Below are 14,518 nucleotides of genomic sequence, written 5' to 3' on the forward strand. Positions count from 1 at the left end.
TCGAACCCGTCGTATTGGCCTTCGCGAGTCGAGCCGTCAAACCGCCTGGGCGTCGGATCGGCAGACGCGCCGCTGGCGGCGCGTCCCTTCTCCGTCACAGTGTGCTGTTGAAGTCCTTCAATTGCCGCTCGGCCTCGTCGCGCGCGATCCCGTAGCGCTCCTGGATCCGCCCCACGAGATACTCGCTGTTGCCGCTGGCCACCTGAAGGTCGTCATCGGTCAGCTTGCCCCACTTTGCCTTCAACTTGCCGGACAGCTGCTTCCACTGGCCCTTAATCCTGTCTTCGTTCATCGTTAGCCTCATCGTCGGGTTGAGAGCCTACGTATTCGCAAGCCGCGTGCCGCCCGATGGCCTGCATCGAGCCTCGGCCGCATCCATCACCGCCGGCGGGTGGATAAGCGGCCCGGCACACCGCCAGAATTTCGGCGCGAAGCCAGCGATGGGCGGGATCATGGTCAAGGCGCGGATGCCAGATTGACGAGACATTGAACGCAGATGTCGAGACAGGCAGTTCGAACCACTGCAGTCCATTCGCAGCCGCATGTTCAGGCGCGAAGGCATTCCCCACGCAGGAATGCGGGATGACGGCGAGCAAGTCGCCGCGACGGGCCACCTGCATGGCGCTGGTGAACGACGGCACTACCATTGCTACCTTTCGTTGCATACCGCGATCTGCCAACGCCACATCGACAGGATTCGATGCCTCACCTGATCGCGCAGTCAGCACGTGGCCGAACTCGACCCAGCGCTCAACGGACACCCCGGAATCGCGCAGAATTGGATGGCCGAGGCGGCACACGCCGACATACCGATCGCGAAAAAGCAGGCGCGTCATGATCTCGGGTGCGGAAGTCCTCACGGTGCCAATCTCGAGGTCGATTGTTCCGTCACGCAGCGGCTGCGCATCCCAATCTGGCTTCGGCGCGAAACACAGTTGAACGCGAGGCGCGATACGGCTGAGCCGCTCCATTAGCGCGGCGCCGAGAAGATCGATGAATCCTTCGCCCGCTCGTACAGCGAAGCTGCGTTCCAAAGTCGCAATATCGAACTGGTATTCCGGAGGACTGAGTACAGCCTGGGCTTCCCTCGCTAAGGCGGGGAGGCGCTGGCTCAATTGCTCGGCATAGGGTGTGAGGACCAGCGAACGGCCGGCCTGTAGCAGTAGCCGATCGCCGGTCGCCGCGCGCAGACGTGTGAGTGTGCGGCTCATGGCGGATACGCTGAGGTCCAGGCGCCGCGCCGCTGCCGTAACGCTACGTTCGGTCAACAGCGCTTCCAGAGCGGTAAGGAGATTGAGATCGACGCGAGACATGGCCCACAGCATATCGGATCGCCAGATAGCCATGGCGTTCTGTGCAACCCTGGTTTGCAGTTCAGGCGTCTGGTTCAAATCGATTGCGGTAGCCAGAATTGAAGCCATCGCAACGCTCAAGGACGACAAATCTCATGACCCACGCTCAATGTTCCTGCACGCCAACGATTCTGATCGTCGGTGCTTCTCGCGGCCTCGGGTACGCCATGGCCGCCGAATTCGTGACCAAAGGCTGGAATGTGGTCGGTACCGTGCGCGCCGGCCGAAGCCCCACATTGCTGCACGCCTTGGCGGATCAATATCCACAGAGAGTTGAGGTCGCAACGGTCGATATCACTCGGCCCCACGAAATCGATTCGCTGCACACACACCTGTCTAACCGTATGTTCGAGATTCTGTTCGTCAACGCCGGCACAACTAATCCTGATCCGACGCAGACTATAGGCGAGGTCTCCACTGTAGATTTTGTCAACCTCATGATTACGAACGCGCTGAGTCCGATGCGCGTTGTCGAGCGGCTATCCGATCTGGTGCCCGCGGCAGGGCTGATTGGCGTCATGTCGTCCGGGCAGGGCAGCGTCGCCGACAATGAGTCGGGGCAGCGTGAAGTCTATCGGGGCAGCAAGACAGCACTGAACCAGTTCATGCGCTGCTTCGCGGCACGGCAGGTCAACACGCCACGCGCCATGCTGCTGATGGCGCCGGGCTGGGTACGCACAGACCTGGGCGGCCCTGAGGGGCGGTTATCGATTGACGAGAGCGTACCCGGGATCGTTGACGTACTACTGGCCAAGCGGGGGCGTTCTGGGTTGGAGTACCTCGACTACCGCGGTCGTACCGTTCGGTGGTGACAACTCCCGGCGCGACGACCGGAGTGTCAGGGGTCCGTGCGCCGCAGCGCAGAGTGCCGCTTTCGCCCCCCGGCTTTGCTGAGCAGCGAGCCGTTCCTTAAAGGGGCCGATTTTTATCCTGTCAATCAAAGACTTCTGGCTTTTTCAGCAGTTGGCCGCGGCCGTTGCAGTATCCGGGTCGCGAATACGTTCAGCCATTCGATAAGAAGCGTGCGGTCTGACTGGTGCAGTCGGCCTAACACGGCAGATACCGCCAACGCCTGGTCGTCCTCCCTGTCCGAGGTTTCCGTGACAAGCTGTGCGATGTTGCACTGGTATATCTCTGCGAGCGTTGCAAGTCGGGCGACAGTCAGGTTCGCGACGCCTCGCTCCATCCGCGAAACGGCTTCTTGTCCGATGCCGAGACGTTCGGCTACCTGTTCCTGAGTCAGTCCCGCTATCAAGCGTCGGCGCGCAATAGCCGTTCCTATGGTGCGAGCCGCAGCTTTGTTGCTGTTGTTCATATTGACCTCCTTCCGCAAAACACCACCCGAATGGTGGCAATACAACCGCTTGACATGAAGGACTTATCGGGTTGTAATCGGTCATCGTTTCAGGTGGTAATGAGTTCGCGGCAATACTTACCGCCATGGATCGAGATGCGCAGTACCTCCCATTCCTTGCGAGTGGATATAAAAGGCGTCAGCGGGGAGTGTGCTTCTTCGTCGGCGTCGGTATCCCATGCGAGCGGCCCGACGACTACGCGAGTCCGGCTCTCTGAATGCTGGAGAAACCTGTCGATTTGCTTTCGGCAAGTGGACTTGCTGCAAGTGCAGGAAGCGGATATTCGATCCGTGCATCAGACGGAACCTGAGAGAAAAAAATCAAACCAGGGTTGTAGATATTATCCCCCGCCAGGGGGAGTGTGGCGCATGCATGGCCGAGATCACGCGCCCGCATTAGAGGCGCAGAGCGTCCTTCAGGCGAGAAGCGCGCAGAGAGAGTCTCAGTGGCCGGTGCTGCGCAGACGCGATTCCACGGATGGCGGTTGATGGAACCAAGACATCAAAAGACTGGGGCGGATGGCATCAATTATTTACTTATTGTTTTCGGTCTGCTTATGTTTTCGTTATCCCTGATCCTGCTGCTTGTCGCGGTGCTGGTGGGCGGTTCGACGTAATTCAACGCAATCAAGCCATGCTTCAAGCACGGGCTTACCCAGCGATCCGGATGCCGCCTCCCGATCCGGCTAACCAGCGAGTTGCTCCGGGCCACCAAGTTGACTCGGATCAAGCGCCCGGGTTTTAGACGTCCTATGTTCATCAAGAGTAACGACGCAGGCGAAGCGGTGCGCGCCGACAGACAGCGTCGTGGCAATTCGCGCGATTAGACGACGGTACGTGCAGCGATTCGTCGCCATGGCGTGGGAGATGAACGATGAACGACATATTCAGTTTCGCAGACGAATTGGGGCCCACCAGAATCATCCATGTCCACGACGCGTCGATCGGTCTTCGCGCTGTACTGGTTGTGGACAACGTCGCCGCGGGTCCGGCAATCGGCGGCCTGCGGATGGCGCCCGATGTCAGTACCGAGGAGTGCGTCCGCCTCGCACGCGCGATGACGTTCAAGAACGCTGCTGCGGGACTCGCGCACGGCGGCGGGAAGGTCGTGCTATATGGCGATCCCGGAATGCCGCGTGAGGGCAAGGAGCGTCTGATTCGGGGCCTTGCGTGCGCACTTGGTGACGTCCGCGACTACATTTTCGGACCCGACATGGGCACTGATGAAACGTGCATGGCGTGGGTCAAGGACGAAATCGGCCGCTCGGTAGGGCTGCCACGCGAGCTCGGCGGCATCCCGCTGGACCAGATTGGCGCTACGGGCTGGGGCATCGCACATGCAGCGGAAGTCGCCGTGCCGTACTGCAACTTCGAGCTCGCAGGTGCGCGCATGGTGATCCAGGGCTACGGTGCAGTGGGCCGCCATGCCGCGCATTTTCTCGCACAGAAGGGGGCGATCGTCGTCGGCGTTGCCGATTCTGGCGGCACGCTGGTGGACGCGGCCGGCATCGATCTCGCGTTACTCGACGACCTCAAGACCCAAGGCAAATCGGTGGTCGATTACCCGCGCGGCGAGAAGGCCGGGCGCGACGCGGTCGTCGACGTCGACTGCGAGATCTGGATTCCTGCCGCGCGGCCTGACGTCGTGCGCGAGGATAACGTGGCTCGTCTGAAGACGCACCTCGTGATCCAGGGCGCAAACATTCCCTTTACGCGTGGAGCCGAGGGATATCTCCATCAGAAGGGCGTGTTGTGCGTACCCGACTTCATCGCCAATGCTGGCGGAGTGATTTGCGCGGCCGTCGAGTACGCTGGCGGTAACCAGGCGATGGCGCTCGACGCGATTGCCACGAAGGTGCGCGAGAACACGCGCGCAGTGCTTGAGGCCGCCGCGGAGCATGGCCAGTTGCCGCGCGAGGCAGCGATTGAACTGGCGACTGCGCGGGTCAAGAAGGCCATGTCGTTGCGGCGCTGGGGCGCCTTCTGACCGTGTCGCTTCTGGCGGCGTCGCTCGGGACGTCGCCGGGCCGCGTTTGCCGCGACAATGCTTTCGCGGCCTCGCTCCTAACCAGGCAGATCGCGCGCAGGCACGTAAGGCTCGCCGAGCGCACGCGCCACTGCCTCGTGAGTGACACGGCCTTCGCAAATGTTCAGGCCGGCGCGCAGGTGAGCGTCGTCGGCCATGGCGCGCTTCCAGCCCTTGTCTGCAATCGTGATCGCATGGCCAAGGGTGGCATTGGTCAACCCGAACGTCGAGGTTCGCGCAACCGCGCCCGGCATGTTCGCCACGCAGTAATGGACGACGCCATCGATAACGTAGGTGGGTTGCGCGTGCGTTGTGGGATGCGAGGTCTCGAAGCATCCGCCCTGGTCAATGGCGACATCCACGACAACAGCGCCCTTTTTCATTCGGGCGATCATGTCGCGTGTAACGAGCCTGGGCGCGGCAGCACCGGGTATCAGAACCGCGCCGATGACGGCGTCTGCGCTCAGCACGGTCTTCTCGACGGCGTGAGCGCTCGAACTAAGCGTGGTGATACGGTTTCCGAAGATCAGATCGAGCTGGCGCAGCCGTTCCACGTTGGTATCGAGAATGGTCACACGTGCGCCCATGCCCACTGCCATCTGCAACGCATTGGTCCCGACCACACCCGCGCCGAGGATCGCGACATGACCGGGTGCGACGCCGGGCACGCCGGCGAGCAGCAACCCCATGCCCCCATGCGGCTTCTCCAGACTGGCGGCGGCGACCTGAATTGACATGCGGCCGGCCACTTCGCTCATTGGCGCGAGGAGCGGCAGTCCGCCGCCCGCAGCGGTGATGGTTTCGTACGCGATGCAGACCGCACCGGAAGCGATCAGTGCCGTGGCTTGCTCACGATCGGGCGCGAGATGCAGGTAGGCGTACAGGATCTGGCCCGGCCGCAACATGCTGCGCTCCGTCGCCTGGGGCTCCTTGACCTTGATGATCATGTCGGCGCGCGACCAGACTTCGCGTGCGTCGCCGCAGATCATGGCGCCTGCGGCTGAGTACGCCGCGTCCGGCAGGCCCACCGCTGCGCCGGCCTGCGTCTCGATCAGCACCGTGTGTCCGCGACGCACAAGTTCGTGGACGCTCGCGGGCGTGAGGCCGACACGATATTCCTGACTCTTGATTTCCTTAGGCACGCCGATCTGCATGTCGCCACCTCGCGGAAAAGCGTTTGATCGAATTCTCGAATTTGCGTCAGCGCTGAAGATGATCTGGATCAAACATCCGCGCGGTCGGTGAACTATCGCGTTTCCAGTCGGTTTGGCGGTGGCAATCGAATCACGTCCACGTGACCAGGCAGGTTGCCTGCGAGTTCTGCTTCCGTATATGCGAAGTACAGTACGGCGTGCCGCTTTGGGTCCAGGATTCGGACTACGTGAACGGTCTTGAATACCGGATCCACCGATTCGTCGAATACCTGCGCCTGGCGGGGAACATGGACTGGCACACTCAAGGTGGCGACCTGGTGGCACGAAACGACGACGTCAGACATGCGCCGTTTGGCTGACCCGCCGAGATTGCCGTCGTCGTGCGAACCGGACAGGTAGCAAGCGACTCCTTTCAGAAGCGGATCTTCATAGGCCGAGATTCCAATGTGCGTGCCGTAGCGCTGCGAATGGGTACCGATGCTTGCGAGTTCCTCGCCGTGAGCGGCGAGTGCGGTGAAGGCCGTGGCCAACACGGCGCCAGCCGTCAGGCCCCACACAACAGAGCGTGCCATGTCAGTTCTCCCCCATGACGGGCGACAATCCAATGATGTTTTCCGCAAGCTCCTCGCGCTTGCCTGCCCAGCGTATTTCGTCGCTACCTCCGGCGCTTGATGCACGTCAACCTGCCATCGGGCCGGCGCGACATTTGACGCTGAGGATCCATGCCGTCGGGCGGGATTTGGGGCTTGTATGTCGGCCGCAATCCCGTCGGCGCAGTCGCAATCCTGGCAATGCGGCTCATCACCCGGGCTTCGGCAGCAAGGCTTCCGGGTCGACTGGGTCCGCGACGGCGAAGCCGCGCAACGGCAGTTGCGTGCGCGCTTTCCGGCGTTCGGTGGATTAAGGGTCGAGGTGTCCTTTGCCGAGTTGCACGTTGATGCAGATCAACGGCCTGAAGTGGTGCGTCGCTAATGTGAATTGCACGCGGCACATCGGAGACGTGATGAAGACCGTCTTTTCCATTCAGGCAGTCAGCAAGGTCTACCCGATGGGAAGCGTCAGCGTTCGCGCGCTGAACGATGTGAACCTGGCGCTCGAAGCCGGGGAGTTCGTGGTGCTGCTGGGCGCATCGGGCAGCGGCAAATCGACATTGCTGAACCTCATGGGTGGGCTCGACACGCCCACGAGCGGCTCCATCGTCTACCGCGACCACAGTCTCGCGCGTGCCACGGAGCGCGAACTCACGCGGTTCCGGCGTGAGCATGTGGGGTTCGTGTTTCAGTTCTATAACCTGATACCGGGGCTCACGGCACGCGAGAACATCGCGCTCGTGACCGATATCGCCGAGCAGCCGCTCGATCCCGAAGACGCATTGCGCATGGTCGGCATCGAAGCGCTCGCGGATCACTTTCCTTCGCAGATGTCGGGTGGCGAGCAGCAGCGTGTGGCCATTGCGCGGGCCGTTGCCAAGCGCCCGGACGTTCTGCTTTGCGACGAACCCACTGGCGCACTCGATTTTCGCACCGGACGACGCGTGCTCGAAGTGCTCGAACAGGTCAACCGCGAATTCGGCGCGCTTACCGTTATCGTTACGCATAACGCTGTGATCGCCGACATGGCGAGCCGCGTCGTGCGCATGAGTAGCGGCGCAATCGTGGAGGAGCGCCGCAACGCGCGGCGCTGCAGCGCCCAGGATCTGTCATGGTGAACGCCCTGACGCGCCTTTCGTGGCGAGACCTTTGGCATATGCGCGCTCAGGCGATGGCCGCGGCGCTGGTTGTCGCGTGCGGCGTCGCGACATTCGTGGCCATGCGCAGCACGTATCTGGCCTTGCAGGACGCGCAACAGGACTACTACGCGTCGTACCGCTTCGCGGATCTGTTCGTGCATTTGAAGCGGGCGCCGCTCGCGGTCGCGGCGCGCATCGCGGCGATCCCTGGGGTGGCGAGGGTACAGGCGCGCGTGGTGTCGGATGTGACGCTGGACGTTCCCGGGCTGGACGAGCCAGCCACCGGTCATATCGTTTCGGTTCCCGAGAATGGCTGGCCGACGCTGAACCTGCTGCATCTGAAAAGCGGCCGTTATGTCGCGCCGGGCCGCGACGATGAAGCCATGGTGAGTGCGGCCTTCGCCGAGGCAAATGGCCTGCACGAGGGCGAGCGCATCGGTGCGGTGCTGAGCGGGCGCTGGAGATTGCTTCGTATCGTCGGCATCGCGCTATCGCCCGAATATATCTATGAAGCAGGTGCGGGGTCGATTTTTCCTGACAATCGTCACTACGGCGTGCTGTGGATGGGCAACGACGCCGTCTCTGCCGCCTTTCGCATGGACGGTGCGTTCAACGACCTCGTCCTCGCGCTCGATGGCCGCGCCGTGGCGCCCGCAACCATCGCGCGTATCGACCGGGAACTGGCAGCCTATGGCGGGCTAGGCACACTCACGCGGGAAGACCAGATATCGAACCGCTTCATATCGGACGAAATCGCACAAAACCGCATCACGGCCACTTATGTTCCCGCCATTTTTCTGTGTGTGGCCATGTTCCTGCTGCAGAACGTCATGAGCCGGCTGATCGACACGCAGCGCGCCCAGATCGGCCTCATGAAAGCGTTCGGATATGGCAACGCACGCATCGCATGGCATTACCTGCAGTTTGCCTGTCTGATAGGCGCGGCGGGGGCGCTCGCCGGCGTGGCCGGCGGCCTCGCGCTGGGCTCTTCGCTGACCGGTCTGTACGCTCGCTATTATCACTTCGCACACCTTGAATTTCGCGCCGACTTGACGGTGTTGATCGGGGCGTTCGGTGTGAGCCTCGCGGCCGCGATGGCCGGTGCGGCGGTCAGTGTCGTCAAGGCTGCCAGGCTGATGCCGGTCGACGCGCTACGCCCGCCGTTGCCGCCCGATTTCGCGGCGGGATGGGCCGAGCGACTCGGGCTATTCCGGCATCTGGGCGTGACCTGGCGGATGATCGCGCGCAATATCACGCGGCAGCCCCTCAAGTCCTTGCTCTCGTGCCTTGCAATGGCCTGTGCGAGCGCGATCCTCGTGACGGGCGGGTTCTTTTTCGACGCGATCGATTATCTGTTCGACGTGCAGTTTCAGCGCGTCGAGAGGCAGGACGTGACCATCGCCTTCGCCCAGCCGTTGTCACACCGCGCGATTCATGCGCTGCAACGGCTGCCCGGCGTGTTGCGAGTCGAGCCCTTTCGCGACGTGTCCGTCAAGCTTACCGCCGGGTATCGGTCGCGCCGTGTCGTCCTGAGCGGCGTTGCGCCTGAAGCGCAAATGCATCGTCTCGTCAATGAGCGGAGCCTGCCGCTGCGTGTCGCGCCAGACGGATTGATGATCTCGTCGCAGCTAGCAGACTCGCTCGGAGTGCGCGCCGGTGATCCGGTCACGATCGACGTGCTGGAAGGCAAGCGACGAACACAAAGGGTCGTCGTGGCGGGTCGTGTCGGCGAACTGGTGGGCGTTCGTGCGTACATGGATGAGCAGGCGCTCGCGCGTCTGCTTGGCGAAAGCGGGAACTGGAGCGGCGCGTGGCTGCAGGTAGACGCGCGCGCGCTCGACCATTTGTACGCGGATCTCAAACGTATGCCGTCGGTCAATGCGGTCGCCGTGCGCCAGTCGGTGATCGACAGCTTTCGCAAGATCATGAATGAAAGCATGCGCGTTTCCACATCGATCAATTTTGTGTTTGCCTGCATTATCGCGTTTGGTGTCGCATTCAATGGCATGCGTCTCGCTTACTCCGAGCGTGTCCAGCAACTGGCGTCGCTGCGCGTGCTTGGCTTTACGCGGACGGAAGTCGCGTGGATTCTGCTTGGGGAGCAGTGTGTCCTTACCGCGTTGGCCACCCCTGCTGGGCTGGTACTCGGCTATGGCGTGTGCGCGCTGCTGGCCAAACGGCTCGCAACGGATCTTTACCGGCTGCCCCTCGTGATCGAGCCCTCCACATTCGCCTATGCGTTCATCGTGACAGCGGGTGCGGTCGCCAGCTCCGGCCTTGTGGTGGCGTGGAAAATCAAACGTCTCGATATCGTGGCTGTGCTCAAGGCGAGGGAGTCATGAAGCGCGGCAGCAAACGCACATTGTGCGTTCTGGCAGCGGCCACGCTCGTGCTTGGGTTGATGCTCGCCTATGCGTTCTGGCCGGCGCCGATGTCCGTCGAGACGGCGTTGATAAGCCGCGGTCCGCTGCGCGTCACGATTGATGAGGATGGCGAAGTTCGTGCGCACGATCGTTACGTGGTCACCGCGCCTGTCACCGGGCGCCTGCTGCGCGTAGCGTTGCGCGAAGGCGACCGGGTCCGCGCTACGCAAATCCTCGCGGTGCTGGTGCCGGTGCCGATGACGCCCGGCGAAACCGCCGGACAGCGTGCGCGTGTGGAAGCCGCCGAGGCGTCGTATCGTGAGGCCCAGGCCCGCGTGGACCATGCGCGCGCCGATCTCGCCCAGGCGCGTCGGGAGCGTGAGAGAGGGCAGAGCCTGGTCGATCTTGGCGCGATCTCGAGGCAGGGTATGGAGCAGTTGCGTGCCATCGAAACGTTGGACATGAGCGATCTGGAAGCGGCGCGCGCTCGCGAGCGGTCGGCGGCCGCGGAAGTCCGGGCCGCGACGGCAAATCTCAAGGCGCTCGAAGCTGGGCAACCCGTCGAAGTCCGCGCCCCCGTCGATGCTGCACTGCTGCGCGTCGACGAGAAGAGCGAGCGGGTGGTGCCGGCGGGTACGCCGCTGATGCTGCTGGCCGATCCGTCGCGCTACGAGGTAATCGTCGACGTCCTGTCGACCGATGCGGTCAAGATCAGTCCTGGTATGCGCGTTTCGGTGGAAGACTGGGGCGGCGACGTGCCGTTCGACGCCAGAGTGCGCATGGTCGAACCCGGGGCATACACGAAGATATCGGCGCTGGGCGTGGAAGAGCAGCGGGTCCACGTAATCGCCGACCTGAAAGGACCGCCGGGGCGCCTGAGCGACGGCTATCGCGTGCTCGGCCGGATTGTCATCTGGGAGCGCGACGACGTGCTGCGCCTGCCGATCGGCGCGCTGTTCAGATGCGCTGAGCAGTGGTGCGTGTTTGCCGTCGAGCGTGGCCGGGCGGTACAGCGCATGGTTCGCATCGGGCAGCGAAATGCCGAAACAGCCCAGGTGCTGGATGGCCTGCGCGAAAGAGACACCGTGGTGGTGTATCCGCCGACGCTGTTGACGGGAAATGCGCGGGTGCGATCGCAATAGAAATAGAGGGTGTGGAAAACGCGATTTAGTTCGGTATCCATGGCAAATGTGCAAGAATTGATATGCATCAATCGGACCTCGCCTTGCCGATCTCAGCATTTCAATATCAAGTCCAGGCACGTACACCATGCGTTCCGGGTTTCGAACACTCCGCTCACGAAATCGAGGCGATCATGCAGAAGATCATGAAACTCCTGTTGGCTGTACTGGTGATATTTTTGGGCACAACGGCCGGCGCGGCTCATGCGGACGCGTTGAATCGAAGTACGACAAAGAGCGGGTTGACGGTGCACTTCGGCGTGGTGCCTGCAGACAAGGCGATGGTGGTCGAGCGAGGGGCGAGCGCACCCGAGGATACGCAGACACATGGGGGATCCAGCTACCATCTGGTTGTCGCGTTGTTCGACAAGTCGACCGGTGCGCGTATCGACGATGCAACCGTGACCGCGAAAGTAACCAGCCCGGCGCACAAGTCGCGGGCGCAACCCCAAGTCAAGCTGCTGCAGGCGTTGCGAATCAACGATACGGTGACCTATGGCAACTACTTCGAGATGCCGTGGCAAGGGCGTTATCGCATCGACCTTTCGGTCACGAGAAAAGGCAACGCCGAACCGACTCACATCCGGCTCGCCTACGACCAGCATTTCTGAGCAGGTGTCGCGCTGGCCAGTCATTCATGGGTGATTCATGGCAGGGGCGTATAGATAAGCCACTTTGTTCCGAAACATACGGTGTATAAAACCATCGTTTCGATATTCAAAATGAATGGCCTGTTTCAGAAATTGCCGTGCAAATCGTCCTGCCAGGATGTTTCTATCTGAAAGCTCACGCTTTGACCGAACCGTTCGAAAGCGCACATAATGGGCAAGCCGTGTGACGTAGCAAGCGAGCTGTTCATCGTCCCATTCCCACCGCGAGATGGGTGTCCATGCCGAGCTTGAAGGTAGCCCTATGCCAGAGATCAAACACGTATTCGTCCTGATGCTGGAAAACCGCTCGTACGACAGCATCTTTGGCCTGTCCAACTTCACCGGCACGCTGCCGGGCGGCGGAGCCACCACGGCCAATGGGTTGCCGGCGGAGCCCATTGTCAATTACGGGCGAACCGGAACCTCATACACGCTAGGGCACGGCTCGCCCTATGCGCTGGGCTTCGATCCCGGCCATGAATTCACCGACGCGTGTGTCCAGTTATGTGGGCTGCAGGTTGCCAGCGGCGCCACCGTGCTCCACGACTCGCTCGTTCTTCCGCCAGGCAAATATCCGCCGTTGGCGGAGGCCCCTGCCAACACGGGTTTTGCCGCAACCTACGAAGATCATTCCGACAATGTCGCCGACGCCTTCAGCGTGTTCACGCCCGATCAACTGCCGGTACTGAACTTCCTGGCGCGTCAATTCTGCGTGTGCGACAACTGGTTTTCTTCCATGCCCGGACCCACGTGGCCCAACCGCTTCTTTGCAATCGCGGGCACTTCGTCCGGACTCGATCATTCGCCGAGCTCGGGACAAGTCTTTCAGGCGGTATTCACGAATGCGCCCATCTTCAACTTTCCGGCAGGCACGATATTTTCGGCCTTGCAGCCATCGGACTGGCTCGTCGTGCAGGGCGACGTCGCGCAGACCCGAGGCATTGCCGGCATACACAATTCGCTGAATCGATTTGTTTCGATGAACACGTTTCTGACGCAAATCGCGGCAGGGCAGGTGACGGAGAAATTCGTCTTTATCGAGCCTACCTACGATGCCACGAACGATTTCCGCAACGGCAACTCGATGCATCCGGCCTGCGATGTTTGCAAAGGCGAAGCGCTGGTCAAGCAGGTCTACGACGCGATTAGCGGTTCAGCGCTGTGGCCCAGTAGCGTGCTGCTGATCGTCTTCGACGAGCATGGCGGATTCTTCGATCACGTGACGCCTCCCGCCGCAGTGGCGCCGGGTTCGACCGACAATCCTGCGCTGAACACGCACAAGTTTGCATTCAACCAGCTTGGCGTGCGGGTGCCCGCGATCGTTGTCTCGCCTTTCGTGCAAGCCGGCACGATCGACCACACGCTGTACGACCACACGTCGATCCTGAAGACCACGGACGCCCTGCTCGGGCTTGACGGCGCATTGAATTTCACGGCGCGCGTGAAGGCGGCCAATGATTTCACCCAGGTCCTGAGTCTGGCCGCGCCTCGCACGAGCATTCCACAATGTCCGCAACCGCACGCGCCGGATTCATCGCGGCCAACGAGCGAGGGCACGCCGCGCGCAAAAGATCCTTTCCTGCCGCTGTATGCCCATCACTAGTCGATTGCGTCATTGAATTAGCACCCCGTCTGTGTTCAGATCTAGGTCATGGGAAAAATGAATCTGACAGATATTGAGCGGGAGCAACTGCTGTCGGCGGCGCGTAGCCGGACGGTGCGTGCGGCGGACGTGCGACGCGCGAAGTTGATCCTGATGCTCGAGGACGGCGAGTCGCGTGACAGCATCATGCGCACACTCGGTTGTGATTCTCGCTTCATCGCGCGCTGGTCGGCGCGATTCCTCAGTGAGCGGCTGGCCGGCATGTATGCCCGGCACCCCGGGCGTGCGCCCAGGCAGCCTCCCGCGAGACTGGAAGCGCGGGTGCTCAACCGAACCCTCAAACACAGGCCTGCCGACGGTTCGACACACTGGAGCAGCTACAAACTCGCGGCAGAACTCAGCGACGTGTCGGTCTCGACCGTGCAGCGCATCTGGCGCAAGCACGGCATCAAACCGCCGCAGCTGGGGCGGCACATGGTCTCCAACGACCCGGATTTCGAGGCCAAGGCGGCCGACGTGATCGGGCTGTACCTGAACCCACCGGCGCACGCAGCGGTGTTCTGCGTGGACGAGAAGACCGCGATCCAGGCGCTCGACCGCAAGGACCGGATGCTGCCGCTGTCACCGGGGCGTGCCGAGAGCCACGGCTTCGAGTACAAGCGCAACGGCACGCTCAGTCTGTTCGCGGCATTCAACACCGCCACCGGCGAGGTGTTGGGCAAAACGGCAGCACGCCACACCAGCGAACAGTTCGTGGCCTTCCTGACCGACGTCGTCGCCAGCCAGCCCAAACGCCGCGAAATCCATGTTATCTGCGACAACGTCAGCAGCCATAAGACGCATCGGGTCGCCGAGTTCCTCGATGCGCATCGCAACGTGCGCCTGCACTTCACGCCGACCTACTCGTCGTGGCTCAACCAGGTGGAGAACTGGTTCTCGCGCATCCAGCGCGATGTTATCGCGCGCGGCATCTTCACTTCGGTGAAGGATCTGGATCGCAAACTGATGCATTACATTCGCGAGCACAACAAGAACCCGAAGCCGATCAAGTGGAAATATGACGATCCTTCGCGTCGGATTCGAGTGGTGCCAATTCAATGACGCAG

At 61.9% G+C, this 14,518-nt stretch carries 15 protein-coding genes; 10 read left to right on the top strand and 5 right to left on the bottom strand.

The window, feature by feature from the left end; translation table 11 throughout:
• Positions 1-94: 94 nt before the first annotated feature.
• Both P5W99_RS35265 and P5W99_RS35270 read right to left on the bottom strand, forming a co-directional pair.
• Entirely contained in the window at positions 95-292 is a 198-nt protein-coding gene (locus P5W99_RS35265) for a CsbD family protein (RefSeq protein WP_421028412.1), read from the bottom strand.
• Complete coding sequence (locus P5W99_RS35270) at positions 273-1,313, bottom strand: LysR family transcriptional regulator (RefSeq protein WP_421028775.1); 1,041 nt, start codon at positions 1,311-1,313, stop codon at positions 273-275. The genes P5W99_RS35265 and P5W99_RS35270 overlap by 20 nt, the downstream gene beginning before the upstream one ends.
• 134 nt (positions 1,314-1,447) lie before the next feature.
• Between P5W99_RS35270 and P5W99_RS35275 the strand changes: the two genes are divergently transcribed.
• Positions 1,448-2,164 (top strand): SDR family NAD(P)-dependent oxidoreductase, encoded by a 717-nt coding sequence (locus tag P5W99_RS35275; protein WP_421028413.1) that lies wholly within the window; start codon positions 1,448-1,450, stop codon positions 2,162-2,164.
• Positions 2,165-2,289: 125 nt separating this feature from the next.
• On the opposite strand, the gene P5W99_RS35280 is transcribed toward P5W99_RS35275, so the two are convergent.
• Positions 2,290-2,667, bottom strand: coding sequence for a helix-turn-helix domain-containing protein (locus P5W99_RS35280; RefSeq protein ID WP_421028414.1), 378 nt, complete (start codon positions 2,665-2,667; stop codon positions 2,290-2,292).
• 527 nt (positions 2,668-3,194) lie between these two features.
• Here P5W99_RS35280 and P5W99_RS35285 point away from each other — a divergent pair.
• Together P5W99_RS35285 and P5W99_RS35290 are read left to right on the top strand one after the other, a co-directional pair.
• Positions 3,195-3,323, top strand: a complete 129-nt coding sequence (locus tag P5W99_RS35285) for a hypothetical protein (protein ID WP_421028415.1) — start codon at positions 3,195-3,197, stop codon at positions 3,321-3,323.
• Positions 3,324-3,580: 257 nt separating this feature from the next.
• A complete protein-coding gene (locus P5W99_RS35290) occupies positions 3,581-4,693 on the top strand; it encodes a Glu/Leu/Phe/Val family dehydrogenase (protein ID WP_434665956.1) in 1,113 nt (370 codons plus the stop codon).
• A gap of 77 nt (positions 4,694-4,770) precedes the next feature.
• Here the strand turns inward: P5W99_RS35290 and ald are convergent, their stop codons facing one another.
• Positions 4,771-5,886 carry an alanine dehydrogenase gene (gene ald, locus P5W99_RS35295; protein ID WP_421028417.1) on the bottom strand — a complete coding sequence of 372 codons (1,116 nt, stop codon included), beginning with the start codon at positions 5,884-5,886 and terminating at the stop codon, positions 4,771-4,773.
• A gap of 92 nt (positions 5,887-5,978) precedes the next feature.
• Positions 5,979-6,458, bottom strand: coding sequence for a CreA family protein (locus P5W99_RS35300; protein WP_421028418.1), 480 nt, complete (start codon positions 6,456-6,458; stop codon positions 5,979-5,981).
• A 178-nt stretch (positions 6,459-6,636) separates the two neighbouring features.
• Between P5W99_RS35300 and P5W99_RS35305 the strand changes: the two genes are divergently transcribed.
• From P5W99_RS35305 to P5W99_RS35335, 7 genes are all read left to right on the top strand, one after another.
• Positions 6,637-6,858, top strand: coding sequence for a hypothetical protein (locus P5W99_RS35305; protein WP_421028419.1), 222 nt, complete (start codon positions 6,637-6,639; stop codon positions 6,856-6,858).
• A gap of 31 nt (positions 6,859-6,889) precedes the next feature.
• Positions 6,890-7,594 (top strand): ABC transporter ATP-binding protein, encoded by a 705-nt coding sequence (locus P5W99_RS35310; RefSeq protein ID WP_421028420.1) that lies wholly within the window; start codon positions 6,890-6,892, stop codon positions 7,592-7,594.
• Positions 7,588-9,957, top strand: a complete 2,370-nt coding sequence (locus tag P5W99_RS35315) for an ABC transporter permease (protein ID WP_421028421.1) — start codon at positions 7,588-7,590, stop codon at positions 9,955-9,957. Before P5W99_RS35310 ends, P5W99_RS35315 begins: the two co-directional genes overlap by 7 nt.
• Positions 9,954-11,120: an efflux RND transporter periplasmic adaptor subunit gene (locus P5W99_RS35320; protein WP_421028422.1), complete on the top strand. Its 1,167-nt coding sequence runs from the start codon at positions 9,954-9,956 to the stop codon at positions 11,118-11,120. The genes P5W99_RS35315 and P5W99_RS35320 overlap by 4 nt, the downstream gene beginning before the upstream one ends.
• A 173-nt stretch (positions 11,121-11,293) precedes the next feature.
• Positions 11,294-11,770, top strand: coding sequence for a hypothetical protein (locus P5W99_RS35325; RefSeq protein WP_421028423.1), 477 nt, complete (start codon positions 11,294-11,296; stop codon positions 11,768-11,770).
• 301 nt (positions 11,771-12,071) lie between these two features.
• The gene (locus P5W99_RS35330) at positions 12,072-13,412 is read left to right on the top strand and encodes an alkaline phosphatase family protein (RefSeq protein WP_421028424.1); all 1,341 of its coding nucleotides are present in this window, start codon (positions 12,072-12,074) and stop codon (positions 13,410-13,412) included.
• 48 nt (positions 13,413-13,460) lie between these two features.
• Positions 13,461-14,513, top strand: a complete 1,053-nt coding sequence (locus tag P5W99_RS35335; protein ID WP_434664674.1) for an IS630 family transposase — start codon at positions 13,461-13,463, stop codon at positions 14,511-14,513.
• Positions 14,514-14,518 lie beyond the last annotated feature (5 nt).

Origin of the sequence: Paraburkholderia sp. A3BS-1L, assembly GCF_051125215.1 — a bacterium.
In the GTDB taxonomy this organism is placed as follows: domain Bacteria; phylum Pseudomonadota; class Gammaproteobacteria; order Burkholderiales; family Burkholderiaceae; genus Paraburkholderia.

Excerpts from the sequence above, each read along its gene's own strand:
- P5W99_RS35265 (WP_421028412.1), bottom strand. The coding sequence starts at position 292 with ATGAACGAAGACAGGATTAAGGGCCAGTGGAAGCAGCTGTCCGGCAAG.
- P5W99_RS35270 (WP_421028775.1), bottom strand. The coding sequence starts at position 1,313 with ATGTCTCGCGTCGATCTCAATCTCCTTACCGCTCTGGAAGCGCTGTTG.
- P5W99_RS35275 (WP_421028413.1), top strand. The coding sequence starts at position 1,448 with ATGACCCACGCTCAATGTTCCTGCACGCCAACGATTCTGATCGTCGGT.
- P5W99_RS35280 (WP_421028414.1), bottom strand. The coding sequence starts at position 2,667 with ATGAACAACAGCAACAAAGCTGCGGCTCGCACCATAGGAACGGCTATT.
- P5W99_RS35285 (WP_421028415.1), top strand. The coding sequence starts at position 3,195 with ATGGAACCAAGACATCAAAAGACTGGGGCGGATGGCATCAATTATTTA.
- P5W99_RS35290 (WP_434665956.1), top strand. The coding sequence starts at position 3,581 with ATGAACGACATATTCAGTTTCGCAGACGAATTGGGGCCCACCAGAATC.
- ald (WP_421028417.1), bottom strand. The coding sequence starts at position 5,886 with ATGCAGATCGGCGTGCCTAAGGAAATCAAGAGTCAGGAATATCGTGTC.
- P5W99_RS35300 (WP_421028418.1), bottom strand. The coding sequence starts at position 6,458 with ATGGCACGCTCTGTTGTGTGGGGCCTGACGGCTGGCGCCGTGTTGGCC.
- P5W99_RS35305 (WP_421028419.1), top strand. The coding sequence starts at position 6,637 with ATGTCGGCCGCAATCCCGTCGGCGCAGTCGCAATCCTGGCAATGCGGC.
- P5W99_RS35310 (WP_421028420.1), top strand. The coding sequence starts at position 6,890 with ATGAAGACCGTCTTTTCCATTCAGGCAGTCAGCAAGGTCTACCCGATG.
- P5W99_RS35315 (WP_421028421.1), top strand. The coding sequence starts at position 7,588 with ATGGTGAACGCCCTGACGCGCCTTTCGTGGCGAGACCTTTGGCATATG.
- P5W99_RS35320 (WP_421028422.1), top strand. The coding sequence starts at position 9,954 with ATGAAGCGCGGCAGCAAACGCACATTGTGCGTTCTGGCAGCGGCCACG.
- P5W99_RS35325 (WP_421028423.1), top strand. The coding sequence starts at position 11,294 with ATGCAGAAGATCATGAAACTCCTGTTGGCTGTACTGGTGATATTTTTG.
- P5W99_RS35330 (WP_421028424.1), top strand. The coding sequence starts at position 12,072 with ATGCCAGAGATCAAACACGTATTCGTCCTGATGCTGGAAAACCGCTCG.
- P5W99_RS35335 (WP_434664674.1), top strand. The coding sequence starts at position 13,461 with ATGGGAAAAATGAATCTGACAGATATTGAGCGGGAGCAACTGCTGTCG.